We start from the raw sequence: 20181 nt of genomic DNA on the forward strand, positions 1-20181 counted from the left end.
CGGCTGTGACATCGGAAAGGTACAAATTTAAGATTTCCACAATGAGGGCAGCCGTACATAGCACCGCCGAAAGCGGGATTGCCACAGTTAATCATCTTATCGATATTTTCCATCTCAGAATTTCTGGGATGAAGAGTATATTTAATTTCTTCATAATAGTCGGTAAAAATCTTTTGAAGTATATTCATAAAACTATTATGAAGGAAAATGGAAGAAAAAGAAAGCCCTAACCCCTCATGATTGAGGGGCAGGGGAGTTGACGTGTCGAAGACACTTTTTTATAACACTTACAGCAGATTCATTGCCCCGGAGGAAATCTGACTGATGATATCAACCACGGCAGCATCTCCGTATTGTCTGTTTTCGAAAAATGCATAATAACCGCCATAAACCGTGTAAGACAGCACAACATTGACGGATGGATCCTGTTTGTACTCCGGGTGAGCTTCAAACAGGATTTTTTTTAATTGATATTCGACTTTTCGCACCAGTTCGCCGGCTCTGGTTCCGGAAAATAAAATGCGGATAATGCTATCACGTGAGAGATAACCGAGAAACAGATTTTTTGCCAGGACCGCCGGATCTTCCAGGCAGTTCGCCGGATTCGGAATGGCTTCTATGACGGAGGTGACAACTTCTGTTTCTAACTGATCACTCAGATCGTAAATATCTTTATAATGGGAGTAAAAGGTAGATTTGTTAATCTGTGCCTTTTCACACAATTCTTTGATCGTGATTTTTTCTAATGGTTTTCTGGAACGTAATTCCAGAAACGTATTGTGAAGGGCTGTTTTTGTTTTTTCTATTCTGATATCCATAATAATACCTCATATGTTTGCTAATGGTGTTAGTCAAAGTAAAGCGGACATTCGCAATCCGCTTTCTGCTGTTGAGTTTTTCGACAATTATCAAAAAGTGTTGGTTTTCCAACGGATTGGAAAAGCTGTTTCTGTTCAAGTATGTTTTCTCTATTTATAATTATAATAGAATTGACAAAGAAAAACAACCACAGTTGATTAATGAGGGAGAGAGTATATGGATTTTTATGGATTTTATACGGGAAAAGAATTTGAAGCCTATCGTTTTCTGGGCGCACATGCCTGTGAAAGAGGAACGGTTTTTCGGACATTTGCACCGAATGCACAGAGAATTTCGCTGATCGGTGAATTTAACGGATGGCAGGAAACACCGATGCAGAAAGTATATGATGGCAATTTCTGGGAGTGTTATGTGGAAAATGCCGGGAAGGGCATGATGTATAAATACAAGATTTACGGAGCAGACGGCAGCTGTATCGATCACTGCGATCCGTATGGTTTTTATTCGGAACTGCGTCCGAACAATGCATCGATTATTTATGATACGACAGATTATCATTTTACAGATTCAGAATGGATGAAAAAACGGTCAGTACAAAAAGATGCGCCGTTAAATATTTATGAGATTCATTTTGGTTCCTGGAGAAAGAAGGATGATAAAGATGCGGAAGGATGGTACACTTATCGCGAGATGGCAGATTTGCTGATTCCGTATCTGAATGAAAATGGTTACAATTATGTGGAGTTGATGCCGTTGAGTGAGCATCCCTGCGATGAATCCTGGGGTTATCAGAATACCGGATTTTTTGCACCGACTTCCCGTTACGGTACGCCGGATGATCTGCGCTATTTTGTCAACGCCTGCCACAAGCATAAAATCGGCGTGTTGATGGATTTTGTACCGGTGCATTTTGCGGTGGATGCCTATGCACTGTGGAATTATGACGGTTCTGCCTTGTATGAATATCCGAATCAGGACGTAGGATACAGCGAGTGGGGAAGCTGCAATTTCATGCATTCCAGAGGAGAAGTGCGAAGCTTCCTGCAATCTGCGGCAGCGTACTGGCTGTCAGAATATCATTTTGATGGTCTGCGCATGGATGCAGTGAGCAATCTGATCTACTGGCAGGGCAATGAGGCAAGAGGCGTGAATAATCTGGCAGTTTCCTTTATTCAAAACATGAATCAGGGATTAAAGGATCGTTTTCCGACGGCTATATTGATGGCAGAGGATTCTTCTTCCTATCCGGGCGTGACCAGATCTGTTCACGATGGTGGTCTGGGTTTTGACTATAAGTGGGATATGGGATGGATGAACGACACGTTGAATTATTTTCGGACAGCACCGGAGTATCGTTCTGAGAACTATCACAAACTCACTTTTTCCATGATGTATTATTATAGTGAAGCGTATGTTCTGCCATTGTCTCACGATGAAGTGGTACATGGAAAGGCGACCATTATTCAGAAAATGAGTGGTGACTATGAAGAAAAATTCCCGCAGGCACGGGTAATGTACATGTATATGTATGCACATCCGGGCAAAAAGCTGAATTTTATGGGAAATGAAATTGCGCAGTTTCGTGAGTGGGATGAGAAGCGGCAGCAGGACTGGGATATTTTAAAATTCCCGAAACACAGAGAATTTCATCGCTTTATGATGGAACTGAATGAGGTGTATGAGAAACATTCTGCTTTTTGGGAGGCAGATTATGCACAGGATGGCTTCCGGTGGATTGACTGCCATCAGGAAGAAAAATGTATATATGCCTTTGAACGAAAGAGCAAAAAGGAGCGGATCGTTGCCGTTTTCCATTTTGGAAATACAAAAGAGCAGGAATATGTAATGAAAATTTCCGGGGTCAAGAAATTAAAACTGATCTGTAGCAGTGATGATTCTGAGATGAAAAAAGCACATCCGGAGTATCAGAAAGATCTGCCTGTGAAAAAGGGAGCGGTTTCCATACATTTGCCGGCATACAGTGCACGTTTTTATCAGGTAGTGGAATAAATAGCGGAAAGCGGATTGCGAATGTTCGCTTTAGTGTAAAAGTTTGAGATAACACATTTGAGATAGTTTTCTTATACTACGAAAAAATATACTAACGCCTGCGAAATGTGTCTAACCATACAAAAATTAGTAGAAATTAACTGATAATTAATGAAAAAAAATATCAATAAGGGAAATAATGTTTGAAATATCCAATTGCGATGCTATACTAAAAATTAAACATTAAACATATGCAAATGGAGGGAAAAATATTATGTTCAAAAAATTTAATGCAGGAAAAGTTGGTCTTTTTGTAGCAGGTCTTGCTTTTGGAACAGCAGGTATCAAAATCCTTACAAGCAAAGATGCTAAGAAAGTTTATACAGGTTGCACCGCTGCTGTACTGCGTGCAAAAGATACTGTAGTAAAAACAGCAACAACTGTTCAGGAGAACGCAGGTGATATTCTTGCTGAGGCAAAACAGATCAATGCTGACCGTGCCGCTGCGGAAGCATATGTAGAGGACGAAGAAGTAACTGAGGCAGCAGAGGCTCAGGCTGAGGAAGCACAGGCAGAATAATGAAATTTGCAATCAAACATGAGATAAAAGGACGTCTACGTGTACATATGGCGCAGCAGCGCATGACATATGAGCAGGCAGACGTCCTGCAATATTATCTGCAGCAGTCTGATCTCGTAGTAGATGCAAAGGTATACGAACAGACAGCGGACGTTGTGATCAGTTACAACGGAGACAGGGCTGCTATTATTCATTTATTGTGTACCTTCAAATATCAGTTAGTAGAAGTACCGGAAGGATATCTGGAGAGTACAGGACGTGAGTTAAATTCTGAATACAAGGAAAAATTAATCTGCAAAGTTGTATGGCATTACGGAAAGAAATTATTTTTACCGGCACCGATCCGAAATGTGATTACCATCGTCAACGGTATCCGTTATATATGGAAAGGACTGCAGAGTCTGCGTCACCGCCGACTGGATGTGGCCGTTCTGGATGCAACGGGTATTGCGGTATCACTGCTTCGTCAGGATATGGGAACCGCAGGTTCTGTTATGTTCCTGCTTGGAATTGGCGAGCTGCTTGAGGAGTGGACACACAAGAAATCCGTCGGTGATCTGGCACGAAGCATGTCTCTGAACGTAGAGAAAGTATGGCAGAAAGTTGGAGACCAGGAAGTTCTGGTATCTTCTTCTACCATTGAAAAAGGCGATGCGATCATCATTCATGCCGGAAATGTGATCCCGTTTGACGGTGTGGTAACAGGCGGAGACGCCACCGTAAATCAGGCTTCTCTGACAGGTGAATCCGTACCGGTTGCAAAAACAACAGATTCCTATGTTTATGCAGGTACTGTTCTGGAAGAAGGTGAGCTGATCATCCGTGTAGAAGCAACCGGAGGTGCCACAAAATACGAGAAGATCGTTACCATGATCGAGGATTCCGAAAAACTGAAATCCAATCTGGAAGGAAAAGCAGAGCATCTGGCAGACAAGCTGGTTCCGTATACATTAGGTGGTACGTTACTGACTTGGTTACTCACAAGAAATGCCACAAAAGCATTGTCTATCCTGATGGTAGACTTCTCATGTGCGCTGAAGCTGGCAATGCCGATTTCTGTACTTTCTGCAATCCGTGAGGCACAGCAGTGTGACATTACCGTCAAAGGCGGAAAATATCTGGAGGCCGTTGCCGAGGCAACAACCATCGTATTTGATAAAACTGGTACACTGACAAAGGCAAAACCGACGGTGATCGATGTCATTCCGTTCAACGATTCGGAGCCGGATGAGCTGCTTCGTATCGCAGCCTGCTTAGAAGAACATTTTCCACATTCTATGGCAAAAGCCGTTGTGACAGCTGCAAAACAGAAAAAGCTGGAGCATGAGGAAATGCATTCTAAAGTGGAATACATAGTAGCACATGGTATTTCTTCTTTCATCGAAGAAAAACGTGTGGTGATCGGAAGCTATCATTTTGTGTTTGAAGATGAACAGTGCCAGATTCCGGAAGGCAAAGAAGTTGTATTTAATAACCTGCCGGAAGAGTGTTCCTGCCTGTACATGGCTGTTGATCAGCAGCTTGCAGCCGTTATCTGTATTGAAGATCCTGTACGTGAGGAAGCAATGGATGTCATTCAGGATCTGCGTGACAATGGTATCCAAAAAATTGTTATGATGACTGGAGACAGCGAGCGTACTGCAGCAGCAATTGCACGCAAAGTCGGTGTAGATGAGTATTATTCTGAAGTTCTGCCGGAAGATAAAGCAAACTTCGTAGAACAGGAGAAAGCACTTGGTCATAAAGTTATCATGATCGGTGACGGAATCAACGATTCACCGGCTCTGTCTGCCGCAGATGCAGGTGTAGCCATCAGTGATGGTGCAGCTATTGCCCGCGAGATCGCAGACATTACTATCGCAGCAGACGATCTGCATGAGATCGTGACATTGAAGAAGATCAGCAACAGACTGATGCAACGTATCCACCGCAATTATCGCTTTATCGTAGCGTTTAATGCAGGATTGATCGCACTTGGTGTTGGCGGAATCATTCAGCCGACCACATCTTCTCTGTTACATAACACTTCAACACTGTATATCGGTTTGAAGAGTATGGAAAATCTGCTGGATGAGCAGGAGAAAAATAAATAAAAGCGCATCGAGATAAAAGCGCGATTGGATTTACGTGTAAGAAGCCCGTGGAACTTAAAGTGATAGGTTCCATGGGTTTTCTATTTCTGATTTGAATAAGTTGGACATTGTCAGTTTTTTCTTGAAATATAGGTTTTGGAGCGTTTCTGCTTATTGGAAAATTGTTTATTTTTAGAGAAGTAATTGTTTTTTGTGCGAAAATCCGCTATACTATCACAGGCAATTCATAGTGAAACAGTAAACAATAAAGAATCTTAAAAAATATATGGATTCTGAAATGTTCGAAAAATATTAAAAATACATTAGAGGAGAAACGAATGGAAGAAAATACTTCTTTGCATACAGAATGTGCACATAAGCCGCGTCCGGCTGTGCTGAACCAGTTTTCCAGAACGGAACTGCTTCTGGGAGAAGACAACATGCAGCGCCTGTTCAGTGCCAGAGTAGCGGTATTCGGAATCGGTGGCGTTGGCGGATATACCGTAGAAGCACTGGCGCGTGTGGGCGTTGGAACGTTGGATCTGATCGATGATGACCGGGTCTGTCTGACCAACTTAAATCGTCAGATTTTTGCAACAAGAAAAACCATTGGAAAATATAAAGTAGATGTAGCGAAAGAGCGTATTCTGGATATCAACCCAAAGGCAGTTGTCAACACATATAAGACTTTTTATATGCCGGATACCGCAGATCAGTTTGATTTTTCTCAGTATGATTATGTGGTGGATGCGATTGATACCGTCACCGGAAAATTGATGCTTGTGGAGCAGGCAAAAGCCGCAGGTGTGCCGATCATCAGTTCCATGGGAGCAGGAAACAAGATGGATGCATCTGCTTTCGAAGTGGCAGATATCTATGAGACTTCTGTTTGCCCGCTGGCAAAAGTTATGCGCCGCGAGTTGAAAAAACGTGGTATTGATCATCTGAAGGTGGTTTATTCCAAAGAAAAGCCCCTGACACCGATCGCAGATACAGAAAACAACTGTAAAAATAATTGTGTCTGCCCGCCGGGAACAGCAAGAAAATGTACCGTGCGCCGTCAGATTCCGGGAAGCATGGCTTTTGTACCGTCAGTAGTCGGACTGATCATTGCAGGTGAGATTACAAAAGATCTGACAGAACTGCCGCAGTAGAAAAGTATTGTTTTTATAGTATCGGTTAGAAATATAAATGTAACTACCAGTGAGAATGAAGCATATAAGTGATATAGAAATGGAGAGCATATGGGAGAAATACAATTATCCGTACAGGAACTGTCTGCAATGCCGGAAGACAGCTATCAGTTAGTAGATATCCGGGATGAGCGTGCGCGTTCCTACGGCGTGATCCCGGGCAGTGTGGCTCTGAGCGCAGAGGAACTGTCGGAATCACAGGAAATTGATAAAAATAAAACAGTTGTTATTTATTGCCAGAAAGGTGAGATGAGCGTTCCGGCAGCAGAAGCACTGCAGGAAGCCGGTGTGGATGCCCGAAGCCTGAACGGTGGATACTTAGCATGGCTGATGGAATCCATGAAACAGAAAGAAGAAGCCCAAAAAGAGGAAGAGACTCCGGAGTATGTGGAAATCGAGCAGAGTATCCGCAAAAAGTTCCGGAAAACTATCTGGTGCCGTTTTACCCGTGCGGTACGTGAATACGAGCTGGTAAAAGAGGGGGATAAGATCGCAGTCTGTATCTCTGGTGGAAAAGATTCCATGCTGATGGCAAAACTTTTCCAGGAGTTGAAACGCCACAACAAGTTTAATTTTGAAGTGGTATTTCTGGTCATGGATCCGGGATACAGTCCGGCAAACAGACAGATCATAGAGGCAAACGCAAAGAGAATGAATATCCCAATCACGATTTTTGAGTCGGACATTTTCGATGCAGTATTCAATATAGAAAAATCACCGTGTTATCTGTGTGCGAGAATGCGCCGTGGACATCTCTACAGCAAGGCGAAGGAACTTGGATGCAACAAGATTGCTTTAGGTCATCATTACGACGATGTCATTGAGACTATTCTGATGGGCATGCTCTATGGAGCCCAGATGCAGACCATGATGCCAAAGCTGCACAGCACAAATTTTGAAGGTATGGAGCTGATCCGTCCGCTGTATCTGATCCGCGAGGATGATATCAAGAAATGGCGTGACAGCAATGACCTGCATTTTATCCAGTGTGCATGTAAGTTTACTGATACCTGCAGCACCTGCGGCGGTGAGAATATTTCTAAACGTGTGGAAGTGAAAAATCTGATTCGTCAGTTGAAAGAGACAAATCCGTTCGTGGAATCCAATATTTTTAAAAGTGTGGAGAATGTCAACTTAAGTACGGTTATCGCCTATAAGCAGGGTGGTGTGAAACATCACTTCCTGGATGATTACGATAAAGTAGAGAAAAAAGAGGAAGCATAGGATCTAAGCAAAAAAGGAATTTGTGTTTTGTATACAGAATCAAAAGATAGTAAAAAAGATCAGAAAATGCTAGAATCAAGAAGAAAAATATAGAAAAGCGAAAAAATCGGGAAGATGCAACTGGCAGTTGACGGATTTTCAAGGGTAATTGGTGGTTGTCAATCGGGATTTTTCGTATAATGAATCCATCAGGAGAAGTTTTGCTGAGGACATCAAAAGCAGAACGTATTCTGATGGATTTTTTGTTTGATAGGTAATACGCTGAATGGAAAAATGTTCTATTGATAATAGCGGGTAAGTATGTGATAGCATATTTCCTTCTATCAGATGGAAACAATTTATTTATAATAAGAAAGGTATCAAGAGTTATGAAACTTGCGGAAAAAATTATGGCAATGAGAAAGCAGCGCGGCTGGTCGCAGGAAGAACTGGCGCAGCAGCTTTCGGTATCCAGACAGTCCGTATCGAAATGGGAGAGCGGAGCGTCCGTGCCGGATCTGGATAAAATCTTAAAGATGAGTGAGATTTTTGATGTGTCTACGGATGCTCTTTTAAAAGAAGAAATGGATCTGAACGAGAGAAACACAGTATTTGAAGATTTACAGAATGAACGGATGAAAATGGAACCACCTGATAGGGGAAATTTTGTGAATAATCAAAATGACACACAGCAGCAATTTGGAGAAGATACACGAAACGAAGAAATTCCGACGCATCATGTTTCCATGCAGGAAGCAAAGGATTATATTGAATGGGCAAAGCACAAAGCTCCGTGGATCGCATTAGGAACATTTCTGTGTGTATTGTCTCCTGTATGGCTTTTACTGCTTGGCGGAACGGCAGAATATAAGGTGCTTCCAATCACAGAGGATATGGCAGGCGGAATGGGCATTGCGATTCTTCTATGTATGGTGGCTGTGGCAGTCGCAATTTTTATCATTAAGGGCACGCCCCAGGAACGTTTTCAGTTCTTTGAAACACAGCATCTTATAGCGGATGAGGAAGTTCGGGCTATGATTCTGGAAGAAAAACAGGAATTTGCACTGCTGAGTCGCAAATGCGTTGTGACGGGAGTGGTTCTTTCCATTCTCAGCGTGGTTCCTATGATGCTGATGGCGGCCTTTTCCATGCCGGACATTTATTATATATACAGTCTTGGCGTTTTGCTGATTTTTGTGGCAATCGCAACGTTTTTCTTTGTATGATCCGGAACCATTGCGGGAAGTTACAGGATTTTACTGGAGGAAGATGATTACAGCCTGAAAAATAAACAGAACAGTGGCAGAAGAACGCAGATTTCCAGGATTTACTGGTGTTCTGTGACGGCAATCTTTCTGGCGGTCAGCTTTTTGACGAACCGATGGGACTTGACATGGATCATCTGGGCTTGTGCAGGAGTGCTATGTGGCGCGGTTTCTGCTATAATGTCTTTATCGAGAAGATAAAATGATATAAAAATACAAAACATACCTGATAAGTTGGTTAAGCAAGGAAAGGCCTTCTTTGGACAAAAAAGTGTCTGAAGAAGGTGTTTTTTTGCGTACAGTTCACCCGCGCCATTCGCAAAACGCCCCTTACAGGGCTTCTCCGCTGCGTTGCCGCTATTTTTGCTCATAAAACGGCGCTTCTTTCGTCCCCAGTCATAAAGATAACTCCTTATGCGAGCATAATCGTTATCTTTATGAGTGGTACGAGTGAACTGGGAGAATAAAAAATATAAAAAATCTTCAAAAACCTAGTTGACAAATAGGAATAAGGGGAATATAATACACTCAACAAATAAAACATAGAAAACAGATATGATTTATAGGAGGACGAAACAATGGCAAACATTTATAAAGGAACACTTGGTTTAATCGGTAACACACCACTTGTTGAGGTTGCAAACGTAGAGAAAGATCTGGATCTCAACGCACAGATCCTTGTAAAATTAGAATACTTCAATCCGGCAGGAAGTGTCAAGGACAGAATCGCAAAAGCAATGATCGATGACGCGGAAGCAAAAGGATTATTAAAAGAAGGATCCGTTATCATTGAGCCGACTTCCGGAAACACAGGTATCGGTCTTGCATCAATCGCAGCAGCAAAAGGATACAGAATCATCCTTACCATGCCGGAGACCATGAGTGTTGAGAGAAGAAACATCTTAAAAGCATATGGTGCTGAGATCGTTTTAACAGAAGGTTCCAAAGGAATGAAAGGAGCCATTGAGAAAGCTGATGAACTTGCAAAAGAGATTCCAAACAGCTACATTCCAGGACAGTTTGTAAACCCGGCAAACCCGGCAGCACACAAAGCAACAACCGGTCCGGAGATCTGGAACGATACAGATGGAAATGTAGATGTATTTATCGCAGGTGTAGGTACAGGCGGAACATTAACAGGTACAGGCGAATATCTGAAATCCCAGAATCCGGATGTTAAGATCATCGCAGTAGAGCCTGCAACATCTCCGGTACTTTCCGAAGGCAAGAGCGGAGCTCATAAGATTCAGGGTATTGGCGCTGGTTTCGTACCGGACGTATTAAATACACAGGTATATGATGAAATTATCACAATTGAAAATGATGATGCATTCGAAAAAGCAAAACTTCTGGCAAAGAAAGAAGGCGTTTTAGTTGGAATTTCTTCCGGAGCAGCATTATCCGCAGCAATTCAGGTAGCAAAACGTCCGGAATTTGCAGGAAAAACTATCGTAGCATTATTACCGGATACAGGTGACAGATATTATTCAACACCATTATTCACAGAGGCATAAGAAAAGGAAATCCAAATCAGGATCTGTGAAACAAAGACAACAAACAGGAGAGGCATTTGCAGATCCTGAACACAACGAATTATTGAAAGACAAAAGGTAGAGAACAATGGCAGAGAAAATCGCAAGAAAAGACAGAAAATTCAAATTTGAGACATTACAGTTACACGTAGGACAGGAGAATCCGGATCCGGTTACAGATGCAAGAGCAGTACCAATCTATCAGACATCTTCTTATGTATTCCGCAACTGCGATCATGCAGCAGCACGTTTCGGACTTTCCGATGCAGGTAACATTTACGGACGTCTGACAAACCCGACAGAGGACGTATTTGAGCAGAGAATGGCAGCACTGGAAGGCGGCGTTGCAGCATTAGCAGTAGCTTCCGGAGCAGCAGCTATCACATACACTATCGAGAACCTTGCTCAGGCAGGCGATCACATTGTAGCAGCAAAAAATATTTACGGTGGTTCCTTCAACTTACTGGAGCACACACTTCCGCAGTATGGCATTGAAACTACATTCGTAGATCCGTTCAACATTGACGAAGTAAAAGCAGCTATTCAGGACAATACAAAAGCACTTTACATCGAGACACTTGGTAACCCGAACTCTGATGTAGTAGATATCGAGACACTGGCAAACATTGCTCATGAGCATAAAATCCCGCTGGTAATCGACAATACATTCGCAACACCATATCTGGTTCGTCCGATTGAATACGGTGCAGATATCGTTGTTCATTCTGCAACAAAATTCATTGGCGGACATGGAACAAGCATCGGTGGTGTTATCGTAGACAGCGGAAAATTTGACTGGGAAGCATCTGGAAAATTCGCTTCTTTAACAGAGCCGAACCCAAGCTACCACGGAATCAGCTTCACAAAAGCAGTTGGACCGGCAGCTTTTGTTACAAAGATCCGTGCAATCTTACTGCGTGATACAGGAGCAACCATTTCTCCGTTCAACTCATTCCTGTTCTTACAGGGACTTGAGACTCTGTCCTTACGTGTAGAGCGTCACGTAGAGAACGCACTGAAAGTAGTTCAGTACTTAAACAACCATCCACAGGTAGAGCGTGTACATCATCCGTCTGTATCTGAAGATCCAAGCCAGCAGGCATTATACAAAAAATACTTCCCGAACGGCGGTGGTTCTATCTTCACATTTGAGATCAAAGGTGATGAGAAGAAAGCAAAAGATTTCATCGACAATCTGGAGTTATTCTCCCTGCTTGCAAACGTTGCAGATGTAAAATCCCTGGTTATCCATCCGGCAACAACTACACACAGCCAGTGCACACCGGAAGAACTTGCTGATCAGGGAATCAAACCAAACACAATTCGTCTTTCTATCGGTACAGAGAATATTGACGATATCATTCAGGATCTGGACGAGGCTTTCAAAGCAATTCAGTAATCAGATTCGTGTGTAAAGCCGCAAATTGAATATCAATATACGGACTTTAAAATTTATAAAAGTATAGAAATTCAGGCGGGTTGTATCACTGCAATCCGCCTGTTAAATTAAATGAGAAAATTAAATGTTACTGTGATCCAAACATGAGAAACAGCAGTAAGATTTTTGTATAAAGTGAAAAATATTGGAGTATGGGAGGTATTATAAAAAATGAAGTTTTCAAAAAAAAGCCGATATGGTCTGACCTCTCTGATTGATCTGACAGTTCATTCCAAAAATGGGCATGTGGCATTGAACAGCATCGCAGAGCGGAATGATATTTCTCCGCAGTATTTGGAGCAGGTTTTTGCTGCATTGCGCAGAGCAGGAATTGTAAAAAGTATCAAAGGACCACAGGGTGGTTATCTGCTGAATCATCCGGCAGAAAAAATCACGGTGGCAGAGATTTTGGAAGCTCTGGATGGAACTTATCATATTGCGGATGAAGATACGACAGAAGAAAGTGCCTGTAAAGGCATTGCAGTGGCAATTCAGACAAGAGTCATTGATGAAGTCAATCATCGGTTAGACGACCTTTTGCGGAATCTGACACTGGCAGATTTGGTAAAAGATTATCAGGAATTTGAAAAATACGACGAGAGTATGTATTACATTTAAAAAGATCAGATTTGAGCGATCAAACTCTGTGAAAAATACGGATCGTGAGTGGGAAAAGGACACATAATTGACACAATTTTTCCTAATATTTAACACATTTCCTCTATAAGATAGTTCTATAAGTAATTTTATTGAAGTTGAAGGAGGAAGTGCTTTGATAGAAATCAGTCATCTTACGAAAAAATACGGCGCCAATGTGGCGGTAAATGATCTGAACCTGACACTTGAGTCAGGCAATATCTACGGATTTCTTGGACCAAACGGGGCAGGAAAATCCACGACGATGAACATCATTACCGGCTACATTGGCGCTTCTTCTGGTGAGGTAAAAATCAACGGGTTCGATATTAATAAAAATCCCGAGGAGGCAAAGAAATGCATCGGTTATTTGCCGGAAATTCCACCAGTATATGGTGATATGAAAGTGCAGGAATACCTGCAGTTTGTGGCAGAATTGAAAAAAATCGACAAGCATAACAGAAAAGCAGACATCAAACAGGTGATGGACCTGACGAAATTGCATGATGTGAAGGATCGACTGATCAAAAATCTGTCCAAAGGTTATCGACAGAGAGTCGGACTGGCTCAGGCACTGATCGGTATGCCGGAGATCATTATTCTGGATGAGCCAACGGTAGGACTTGATCCGAAGCAGATCATTGAGATCCGTGATTTGATCCTTTCGTTAAAAGATAAACATACGGTGATCTTAAGTTCTCATATTTTGCAGGAAATCAGTGCGGTATGTGATCATGTATTTATCATTTCCAAAGGAAACCTGGTTGCCAGTGATTCCATGGAGCATCTGGAAAGCCGTATGAGCGGTGCACAGCAGTTGGAAGTGACGGTCAGCGGTGCGCGCAGTGATGTGGAACAGATGAAAGAAATTCCGGGTGTGAAATCCTGCGAGATTACCAGAGAGATTTCAGAAGAAGTAACGGAGTCTGATAATGACGAAACACCAGGCACAGATACTGAGCAGATAACGTTGCAGTCAGAAGAAAAAGCAACGGAAGCCGATAACAGTGAAACACAACGTGTGGATGCAGAGGAGACCACTCAGTCTGAGACAGATGTTTCAGGAAATGAAAATCCAGAAGAAACATCGGCTCAGAAAACGGAAAAACAGAATGGAGAATATCATCTCTCTATCCTGGCAAAAGAAAATCAGGACATCAGGGAAGCAGTATTTCGTTATTGTGTCGCACATGAGCTTGTTTTACTGGAACTGAAAGTAAATACAAAGACGCTGGAGGATGTATTCCTTGAATTGACCGGATCTGAGGAGGTGCATAAAGCATGAAAGCAGTATTAAAAAGAGAGCTGAAGGCATATTTCACCTCCGTGATCGGATGGATTTTCCTTGCAGCATTTTTCTTCGTATTTAATTTATATTTTGTAGCAAATAACCTGATTTATGGTACACCATATCTGTCCTATTCACTTTCAAATGTGGCATTTGTTCTGGTTATAATCATACCGATCCTTGCAATGCGTAGTATGGCAGAAGATCGCAGAACAAAGACGGATCAGCTGTTGTATACCGCACCAGTGTCGATTCCAAAGGTTATTATTGGTAAATTTTTGGCATTGGTAGCAATCTTTTCTATTGTAGTCGGAGCAATCTGCCTCTGCCCGTTGTTACTGTCACGGTTTGGCAACGTGCCAATGACAGAATCTTATGCAGCAATTTTTGGAATTTGGCTGTATGGCTGCCTTTCCATTGCCATTTGTGTTTTTGTTTCTGCATTGACAGAGAGTCAGGTGATCGCAGCGGTACTGTCCTTCGCTCTGCTTTTTATCGGATTTATGATGCAGCAGATTACAGGACTGATCTCCAGCAGTGACAATGTAGTAACGAAGGTACTGAATGCATTATGTACACAGACGCATCTGACAAATTTCTGCAACGGTATTTTGGATGTGACAGGTATTGTTTATTATGTCAGCGGTACGGTATTATTTTTATTCCTGACCTGCCAGCTTGTACAGAAACATCGCTGGTCCGTAAGTGCAAAGAAAATCCGCAGAGGTGTGTTTAACTCCAGCTTTGTAGTGATTGGTCTTGCCATTGTTGTAGCAGTAAATGTATTTGCAAATGAGCTGCCAGAGAAAGCAAAAAGCGTGGATCTGACTTCTCAGAATCTGTATACACTGACCGATGACAGTGTAAATCTGGTCAAAGATTTGAAACAGGACGTTACGCTGTATGTATTATCATCCGAAAAGAGTGCAGATGATACAGTGGCGCGGACACTGAGCAATTATGAGGATGCTTCTTCTCATATCAAAGTAGAATATATTGATCCGGCAGTTTCACCGAATTTCTATGCAAGCTATACGGATACCGCACCGTCTGACGGCAGTATTATTGTAGTCAGCGGCAATACTTCCAAGGTGGTATCTTCCAGTGACCTGTATCAGTATGATATTGATTATTCTACTTATACACAGACAAAATCTGCATACGACGGCGAAGGTCAGCTGACCAGTGCCATCAGCTATGTAACCAGCGAAGATCTGCCAAAGGTATACACAATTACCGGTCATGGTGAGACAGCTTTGGATGATACCTTCAAGTCAGCATTGGAAAAAATGAACATTTCCGTAGAGGATCTGACCTTATTACAGGAGGAAGCTATTCCAGAGGATGCAGCAGCAGTAATTATCAACGGACCGACTTCTGATTTCTCCGCAGACGATGCTACAAAAATCAGTACCTATCTTGCCGGTGGCGGAAAACTGATCGTTACGACTGCATACAACAAAACCGAAGATACACCGAATTTTGACGGTATCCTGTCTGCTTATGATATTCAGGTGACAAATGGACTGGTTATGGATTCTGACAGTTCCCATTATTATCAGTATCCATTCTATCTGTTACCGGACGTTGCTTCTGCAACACAGACTTCCAAGGTAAGCAATTATGTATTTATGCCGTATGCACAGGCACTGACAAATGCAGGTGTACATACGGATACCATAACATGGACGGATCTGTTGACAACATCTGATAATGCTTATGTGAAAACGGATATTTCAAATATTACAACGTTTGAGAAAGAATCTGGAGATCAGTCCGGTAAATTTACACTGGCAGCAAATGTAACCGACAGTAAGAGCGGTGCGGATATTACAGTAGTGGCATCCGTTCTGGCATTTTCCAATGATGCGGATTCCATTGTATCCGGACAGAACCTTGCGCTGTTCAAAGGAATTGCAAGCACATTTGCAAGCTCTGATTCAGCAGTATCCATTGATGCAAAACCATACACATATACAACGTTATCTGTAAATCAGTCTGTAGCCATCATGAGTGAGACCTTGCTTGTCATGGTACTTCCGGTGGCACTGATCGTGATCGGCATTGTGATCTGGTATCGCAGACGCCGCGTGTAGGAAATATTCTGTGGAGATGTACGCAATTCAGGTAAAAGGTCATTTTTTAAGGATCGAATTGCGTATAGAGTATCCTTTACAGGAAAGGAATTTGTATATGAGAAAAAAACAATGGATTATTTTGGTGATTGCATTGGCAGCAATTGTAGCTGCGTCCGCAGGTTTGAACGGGTATCAGAAAAAACAGGATCAGAAAGCAGCGCAGCAGGAAGAAGATGAAAAAGTCTATGCATTGCAGTTTACATCAGATGATGTAACCGGAATCTCTTATGAGTATTCTGGTGAAACACTGGAATTTACCAAAACGGATGATACATGGAGCTGCAATGCAGATCCAACAGTGCAGATTGATGCAGATAAAATGAAAACCATGCTTTCCTCCCTTGGAAGCATGACTGCTGACAGTACCGTAGAGAACCCTGAAGATGTATCAGAGTACGGGATTGATCAGCCGACACAGCAGGTAACATTGAACTTTTCGGATGGCAGTGAAAAAACATTGACTTTCGGAACGGAAAATGAAATTGTGGGCGGTACTTATGTACAGGTCAGCGGTGATGATAATGTTTATCTGGTTGGCAGCAGTTATGTGAATACGACACTGAATAAAGGTGTGGATGATCTAAAAGTGGATGATACTGACGATACGACTTCGTCATCTTCCGAAACAGATACGTCTTCTGATACTTCGGCTACAACGGAATAATAATGTGATACAATGTGGTATTGTAACTGAAAAGTGAAAAAATCACTGTGTAAATGACGAAATCAAAGACTCCTTCTGCGACAAGCGATTCAGTAAGTGACTGAGTTTTGCGAATTTTGCGCGAACGAGAAACGACCAGCTTTTATAGGAGTTGGAAGTGAGCGCGATAAAACTGAAGCAAAACGAAGGTAACGAACGGTTAGCGGTTGCGGAAGGAGTCTTTGATTTCGTCTTATTTAAATTTTATTTTTTATCAGACGTATCATCATTTTGTTTCCCTTTCAGCAAACGGTATATGAAGGAATACGCCCAAAGCAGTACCGGCAGCACGATGGTCGCATACACGGCAACCTTTAACAAGTTAATCGCTTCCGCACTGCCAATCAACGCCAGCACCAGTGTAGACACATATAATCCGACCAGTGCGATCACACCAATGAGTGCGGTAATCTGTTTTAATTTTTTCATATAAATAAATTCTCCATTTCTGTTTATTTTCTTATCTTACTCCTGTGTATCTGGTTCCGTCAATAGTTCGGAACTTTGCAGCGTCGGATTAAAGGCATCTTCAATCCGGCGGATCGGTTTGAAATCCGGGACATAATTTGACGGCAGTTCCCGCGGGGACATGCCGGTAATGTCACGAAACACCCGGTTAAAATGTCGGATCGTTTCAAAGCCGCAGCGGGAGGCGATTTCTGTCACAGACAATCGTCGCGGATGCTCCTGCAGCATATGGATAGCATGTTCTAACCGTACGGTGTTCAGATATTTGGAAAACGTCATGCCTGAGATTTTCCGGAAAAACCGGGAAAAATACGGTTCTGACAATCCCATGAAAGCAGCGGCATCCGAAAAGGTAATGTAGCTGTAATTGGCATCAATTTCGTCCAGCAGATGTTTGTAATTGTCGATAGAAGAATGTTCCGGGCGGCTGATCAGCGGCGTATAAGCCTCTTCCCGGAAAATGTGGATCATCAGCTCCGTGATTAGGACACAGGTCTGCTGCTCAAAAAATGGTTTTTTCAAAGTTCGTTCTTTCTGAATTTTCGAAAAAGTATCCAGGATCGGATAACTGCCGGAAAGCTTGGCACAGCAGAGTTGATAATGGCTCGTCAGATCTGCCGTCAGCGCTACGTCAAATAAGGTAATGGCAGTGATACTGTCTGGATCACTTTTGATATAATGGATCTCACCGCTGGCAAGAAAAATCGATTCTCCGGCAGTCAGGGTATATTCCTGATGGTTGTGGGAGACCGTGACGGTTCCCTGCTCCACACAGATCAGTTCGTTTTCCAGATGCCAGTGTGGGAGATTGTGCAGGTTGCGGTAACGCCCGGTCCACACGCGTTCGGCACCACTGGTATCCCGTTGTTCAAAGTTAGCAAGCATAAAAGTCTCCAAATTATGTTGATGAATGAAAACGTTTTGAAATATCAGTTTGTCAGCTTAATCTGATCGGATTACAAATTGTATTATTGAAAAAAATGTTGATACAGTTATTGCAGATACTGATAGGTGAAAAACGTTTTTTAGTATGATTGAAAAACATCAATTCAATATTTTTTGTATTGCGTTATCCTTATTTTATACGCCAGGTTAATAAATGTCCAGAAAATGCATAATAAAATTCTTTTGATTTTTTCAGAAATGATTTATGATAGAAGTACTGAAAGATAAGAGAAGTTCAGACAGGAAATTTTAGTCAGAAAACGTGATATTACAAGATGATATAATTGAAAAAGAAAAGGGGGCAATACAATGGAGAATGTGAAAATTGCAGAACTGATCCGCAACGGTGAGACAGTACTTGGAATGGAATTTGGCTCTACCAGAATCAAAGCGGTTCTGATCGATGCGGCAGGAAATCCGCTGGCTTCAGGAAGTCATGGATGGGAGAACCGTCTGGAAAATCAGATCTGGACTTACAACCTGACTGATATCAAGGAAGGCTTGCAGGATTGTTATGCAAAACTGAAACAGGATGTACAGGAAAAATACGGTGAGACGTTAAAACGGGTAGCTGCCATGGGATTTAGCGGAATGATGCATGGTTATATGGCATTTGACGCGCAGGATCAGCTTCTGGTGCCGTTTCGTACCTGGAGAAATACGATGACAGAGCAGGCGGCAAAAGAACTTTCCGAGACATTTTCCTTTAATATACCGCAGCGTTGGAGCGTGGCACATCTGTATCAGGCAATTTTAAATGGGGAGTCTCATGTAAGCCAGATTAGCTTTGTGACGACGCTGGCAGGCTATATTCACTGGCAACTTACCGGCGAGAAAGTGGTTGGTGTCGGTGAAGCGGCAGGTATGTTTCCGATTGATTCCAATACAAACGATTACGATGCGGCAATGGCAGCAAAATTTGACACATTATTACTGGAAAAAGGTCTGAATTATCATCTGACCGATATTTTCCCGAAAGTACTGGCAGCCGGAGAAAAAGCAGGTGTTCTTTCTGAAACAGGTGCAAAACTGTTAGATCCGGCAGGAGATCTGGAAGCAGGCATTTTACTTTGCCCGCCGGAGGGCGATGCCGGAACCGGTATGACAGCGACAAACAGTGTGGCAGTCCGTACCGGAAACGTATCCGCAGGAACCAGCGTGTTTGCCATGATTGTACTGGAGCAGGCACTTTCTAAATATTATGAAGAAATCGATATGGTAACCACTCCGGATGGTAAACCGGTGGCAATGGTACATTGCAACAACTGTACTTCAGATCTGAATGCATGGGTAGGCTTGTTCGGAGAAGCACTGGAGGCTTTTGGTGTGAAGCCGGACATGGATACATTGTATGGCACGTTGTACCGCAAGGCGCTGGAGGGCGATGCAGACTGTGGCGGTCTGCTGGCTTATAATTATTTTTCCGGCGAGAGTATTACCGGTTTTGAAGAAGGCAGACCACTGTTTGTGCGCAGACCGGACAGCAAATTTAATCTTGCAAACTTCATGCGTGTACATCTGCTGACTTCACTTGGCGCATTAAAAGCCGGTATGGATATTCTGGTAAAAGAAGAAAAAGTGCAGATTGACAAAATGCTTGGTCACGGTGGATTTTTCCTGACCAAAGGCGTAGGACAGCGTGTGATGGCAGCTGCAATGCAGACACCGGTCTTTGTCATGGAGACAGCCGGAGAAGGCGGAGCCTGGGGAATCGCACTTCTGGCAGCGTATATGATCGGAAAAGCAGAGGGACAGACGTTACCAGATTATCTGAATACTGTTATTTTCCACGGGGAAGAAGGTAGCGTAATGCAACCGGATGCCGCAGATGTGGAAGGTTTTGAGACATTTATGAAAGATTACAAAGCTGGTCTTGCCATTGAACGTGCAGCGGTAGAGCAGCTGCGCTAAT

General features: G+C 42.7%; 18 protein-coding genes. 13 read left to right on the plus strand and 5 right to left on the minus strand.

Annotated elements, in window-relative coordinates:
* Both DXB15_RS17660 and DXB15_RS02185 read right to left on the minus strand, forming a co-directional pair.
* A partial coding sequence (locus DXB15_RS17660; RefSeq protein ID WP_187119636.1) for a transposase zinc-binding domain-containing protein occupies positions 1 to 188 on the minus strand: 188 nt, incomplete at its 3' end.
* A gap of 99 nt (positions 189 to 287) precedes the next feature.
* Positions 288 to 818 (minus strand): TetR/AcrR family transcriptional regulator, encoded by a 531-nt coding sequence (locus DXB15_RS02185; protein ID WP_109214514.1) that lies wholly within the window; start codon positions 816 to 818, stop codon positions 288 to 290.
* 217 nt (positions 819 to 1035) lie between these two features.
* Between DXB15_RS02185 and glgB the strand changes: the two genes are divergently transcribed.
* The 6 genes from glgB (at position 1036) to DXB15_RS02215 (ending at position 9082) form a co-directional block, all read left to right on the plus strand.
* Positions 1036 to 2829, plus strand: a complete 1794-nt coding sequence (gene glgB / locus DXB15_RS02190; RefSeq protein WP_118701894.1) for a 1,4-alpha-glucan branching protein GlgB — start codon at positions 1036 to 1038, stop codon at positions 2827 to 2829.
* A gap of 253 nt (positions 2830 to 3082) precedes the next feature.
* On the plus strand, positions 3083 to 3388 hold the full coding sequence (locus DXB15_RS02195; RefSeq protein WP_109214512.1) for a DUF6110 family protein: 306 nt from the start codon (positions 3083 to 3085) through the stop codon (positions 3386 to 3388).
* A complete protein-coding gene (locus DXB15_RS02200; protein ID WP_118701895.1) occupies positions 3388 to 5481 on the plus strand; it encodes a heavy metal translocating P-type ATPase in 2094 nt (697 codons plus the stop codon). Before DXB15_RS02195 ends, DXB15_RS02200 begins: the two co-directional genes overlap by 1 nt.
* A gap of 371 nt (positions 5482 to 5852) precedes the next feature.
* Entirely contained in the window at positions 5853 to 6614 is a 762-nt protein-coding gene (locus tag DXB15_RS02205; RefSeq protein WP_118702031.1) for a tRNA threonylcarbamoyladenosine dehydratase, read from the plus strand.
* Between the two features lie 90 nt (positions 6615 to 6704).
* On the plus strand, positions 6705 to 7877 hold the full coding sequence (locus tag DXB15_RS02210; protein WP_177957001.1) for an ATP-binding protein: 1173 nt from the start codon (positions 6705 to 6707) through the stop codon (positions 7875 to 7877).
* 389 nt (positions 7878 to 8266) lie between these two features.
* Positions 8267 to 9082 (plus strand): helix-turn-helix domain-containing protein, encoded by an 816-nt coding sequence (locus DXB15_RS02215; protein ID WP_330427446.1) that lies wholly within the window; start codon positions 8267 to 8269, stop codon positions 9080 to 9082.
* A 101-nt stretch (positions 9083 to 9183) separates the two neighbouring features.
* On the opposite strand, the gene DXB15_RS02220 is transcribed toward DXB15_RS02215, so the two are convergent.
* On the minus strand, positions 9184 to 9492 hold the full coding sequence (locus DXB15_RS02220) for a hypothetical protein (RefSeq protein WP_118701897.1): 309 nt from the start codon (positions 9490 to 9492) through the stop codon (positions 9184 to 9186).
* Between the two features lie 207 nt (positions 9493 to 9699).
* On the opposite strand from DXB15_RS02220, the gene cysK reads away from it, so the two are divergent.
* The 6 genes from cysK to DXB15_RS02250 all read left to right on the plus strand — a co-directional run bounded on the left by cysK (position 9700) and on the right by DXB15_RS02250 (position 16817).
* Positions 9700 to 10635, plus strand: a complete 936-nt coding sequence (gene cysK, locus DXB15_RS02225) for a cysteine synthase A (RefSeq protein ID WP_118701898.1) — start codon at positions 9700 to 9702, stop codon at positions 10633 to 10635.
* A gap of 106 nt (positions 10636 to 10741) precedes the next feature.
* Positions 10742 to 12052, plus strand: coding sequence for an O-acetylhomoserine aminocarboxypropyltransferase/cysteine synthase family protein (locus DXB15_RS02230; protein ID WP_118701899.1), 1311 nt, complete (start codon positions 10742 to 10744; stop codon positions 12050 to 12052).
* A gap of 210 nt (positions 12053 to 12262) precedes the next feature.
* Positions 12263 to 12709: an RrF2 family transcriptional regulator gene (locus tag DXB15_RS02235; RefSeq protein WP_118701900.1), complete on the plus strand. Its 447-nt coding sequence runs from the start codon at positions 12263 to 12265 to the stop codon at positions 12707 to 12709.
* Positions 12710 to 12863: 154 nt separating this feature from the next.
* Positions 12864 to 14012: an ABC transporter ATP-binding protein gene (locus DXB15_RS02240; RefSeq protein ID WP_118701901.1), complete on the plus strand. Its 1149-nt coding sequence runs from the start codon at positions 12864 to 12866 to the stop codon at positions 14010 to 14012.
* On the plus strand, positions 14009 to 16111 hold the full coding sequence (locus DXB15_RS02245) for a Gldg family protein (RefSeq protein WP_118701902.1): 2103 nt from the start codon (positions 14009 to 14011) through the stop codon (positions 16109 to 16111). Before DXB15_RS02240 ends, DXB15_RS02245 begins: the two co-directional genes overlap by 4 nt.
* Before the next feature lie 97 nt (positions 16112 to 16208).
* Positions 16209 to 16817, plus strand: a complete 609-nt coding sequence (locus DXB15_RS02250) for a DUF4340 domain-containing protein (protein WP_158582173.1) — start codon at positions 16209 to 16211, stop codon at positions 16815 to 16817.
* A 243-nt stretch (positions 16818 to 17060) separates the two neighbouring features.
* On the opposite strand, the gene DXB15_RS02255 is transcribed toward DXB15_RS02250, so the two are convergent.
* Both DXB15_RS02255 and DXB15_RS02260 read right to left on the minus strand, forming a co-directional pair.
* On the minus strand, positions 17061 to 17285 hold the full coding sequence (locus DXB15_RS02255) for a hypothetical protein (RefSeq protein WP_109214502.1): 225 nt from the start codon (positions 17283 to 17285) through the stop codon (positions 17061 to 17063).
* 36 nt (positions 17286 to 17321) lie between these two features.
* On the minus strand, positions 17322 to 18209 hold the full coding sequence (locus DXB15_RS02260; RefSeq protein ID WP_109214501.1) for a helix-turn-helix transcriptional regulator: 888 nt from the start codon (positions 18207 to 18209) through the stop codon (positions 17322 to 17324).
* A gap of 369 nt (positions 18210 to 18578) precedes the next feature.
* Between DXB15_RS02260 and DXB15_RS02265 the strand changes: the two genes are divergently transcribed.
* Entirely contained in the window at positions 18579 to 20180 is a 1602-nt protein-coding gene (locus DXB15_RS02265) for a xylulokinase (RefSeq protein ID WP_118701904.1), read from the plus strand.
* The last annotated feature ends 1 nt before the right edge of the window (position 20181 follow it).

It is taken from the genome of Roseburia sp. OM02-15 (assembly GCF_003481835.1).
In the GTDB taxonomy this organism is placed as follows: Bacteria; Bacillota; Clostridia; order Lachnospirales; family Lachnospiraceae; genus Eubacterium_I; species Eubacterium_I ramulus_A.

Excerpts from the sequence above, each read along its gene's own strand:
- DXB15_RS02260 (WP_109214501.1), bottom strand. The coding sequence starts at position 18,209 with ATGCTTGCTAACTTTGAACAACGGGATACCAGTGGTGCCGAACGCGTG.
- DXB15_RS02230 (WP_118701899.1), top strand. The coding sequence starts at position 10,742 with ATGGCAGAGAAAATCGCAAGAAAAGACAGAAAATTCAAATTTGAGACA.
- DXB15_RS02215 (WP_330427446.1), top strand. The coding sequence starts at position 8,267 with ATGGCAATGAGAAAGCAGCGCGGCTGGTCGCAGGAAGAACTGGCGCAG.
- DXB15_RS02200 (WP_118701895.1), top strand. The coding sequence starts at position 3,388 with ATGAAATTTGCAATCAAACATGAGATAAAAGGACGTCTACGTGTACAT.
- DXB15_RS02255 (WP_109214502.1), bottom strand. The coding sequence starts at position 17,285 with ATGAAAAAATTAAAACAGATTACCGCACTCATTGGTGTGATCGCACTG.
- DXB15_RS02245 (WP_118701902.1), top strand. The coding sequence starts at position 14,009 with ATGAAAGCAGTATTAAAAAGAGAGCTGAAGGCATATTTCACCTCCGTG.
- DXB15_RS02235 (WP_118701900.1), top strand. The coding sequence starts at position 12,263 with ATGAAGTTTTCAAAAAAAAGCCGATATGGTCTGACCTCTCTGATTGAT.
- DXB15_RS02185 (WP_109214514.1), bottom strand. The coding sequence starts at position 818 with ATGGATATCAGAATAGAAAAAACAAAAACAGCCCTTCACAATACGTTT.
- DXB15_RS02265 (WP_118701904.1), top strand. The coding sequence starts at position 18,579 with ATGGAGAATGTGAAAATTGCAGAACTGATCCGCAACGGTGAGACAGTA.
- DXB15_RS02195 (WP_109214512.1), top strand. The coding sequence starts at position 3,083 with ATGTTCAAAAAATTTAATGCAGGAAAAGTTGGTCTTTTTGTAGCAGGT.
- glgB (WP_118701894.1), top strand. The coding sequence starts at position 1,036 with ATGGATTTTTATGGATTTTATACGGGAAAAGAATTTGAAGCCTATCGT.
- DXB15_RS02210 (WP_177957001.1), top strand. The coding sequence starts at position 6,705 with ATGGGAGAAATACAATTATCCGTACAGGAACTGTCTGCAATGCCGGAA.
- DXB15_RS02250 (WP_158582173.1), top strand. The coding sequence starts at position 16,209 with ATGAGAAAAAAACAATGGATTATTTTGGTGATTGCATTGGCAGCAATT.
- cysK (WP_118701898.1), top strand. The coding sequence starts at position 9,700 with ATGGCAAACATTTATAAAGGAACACTTGGTTTAATCGGTAACACACCA.
- DXB15_RS02220 (WP_118701897.1), bottom strand. The coding sequence starts at position 9,492 with ATGAGCAAAAATAGCGGCAACGCAGCGGAGAAGCCCTGTAAGGGGCGT.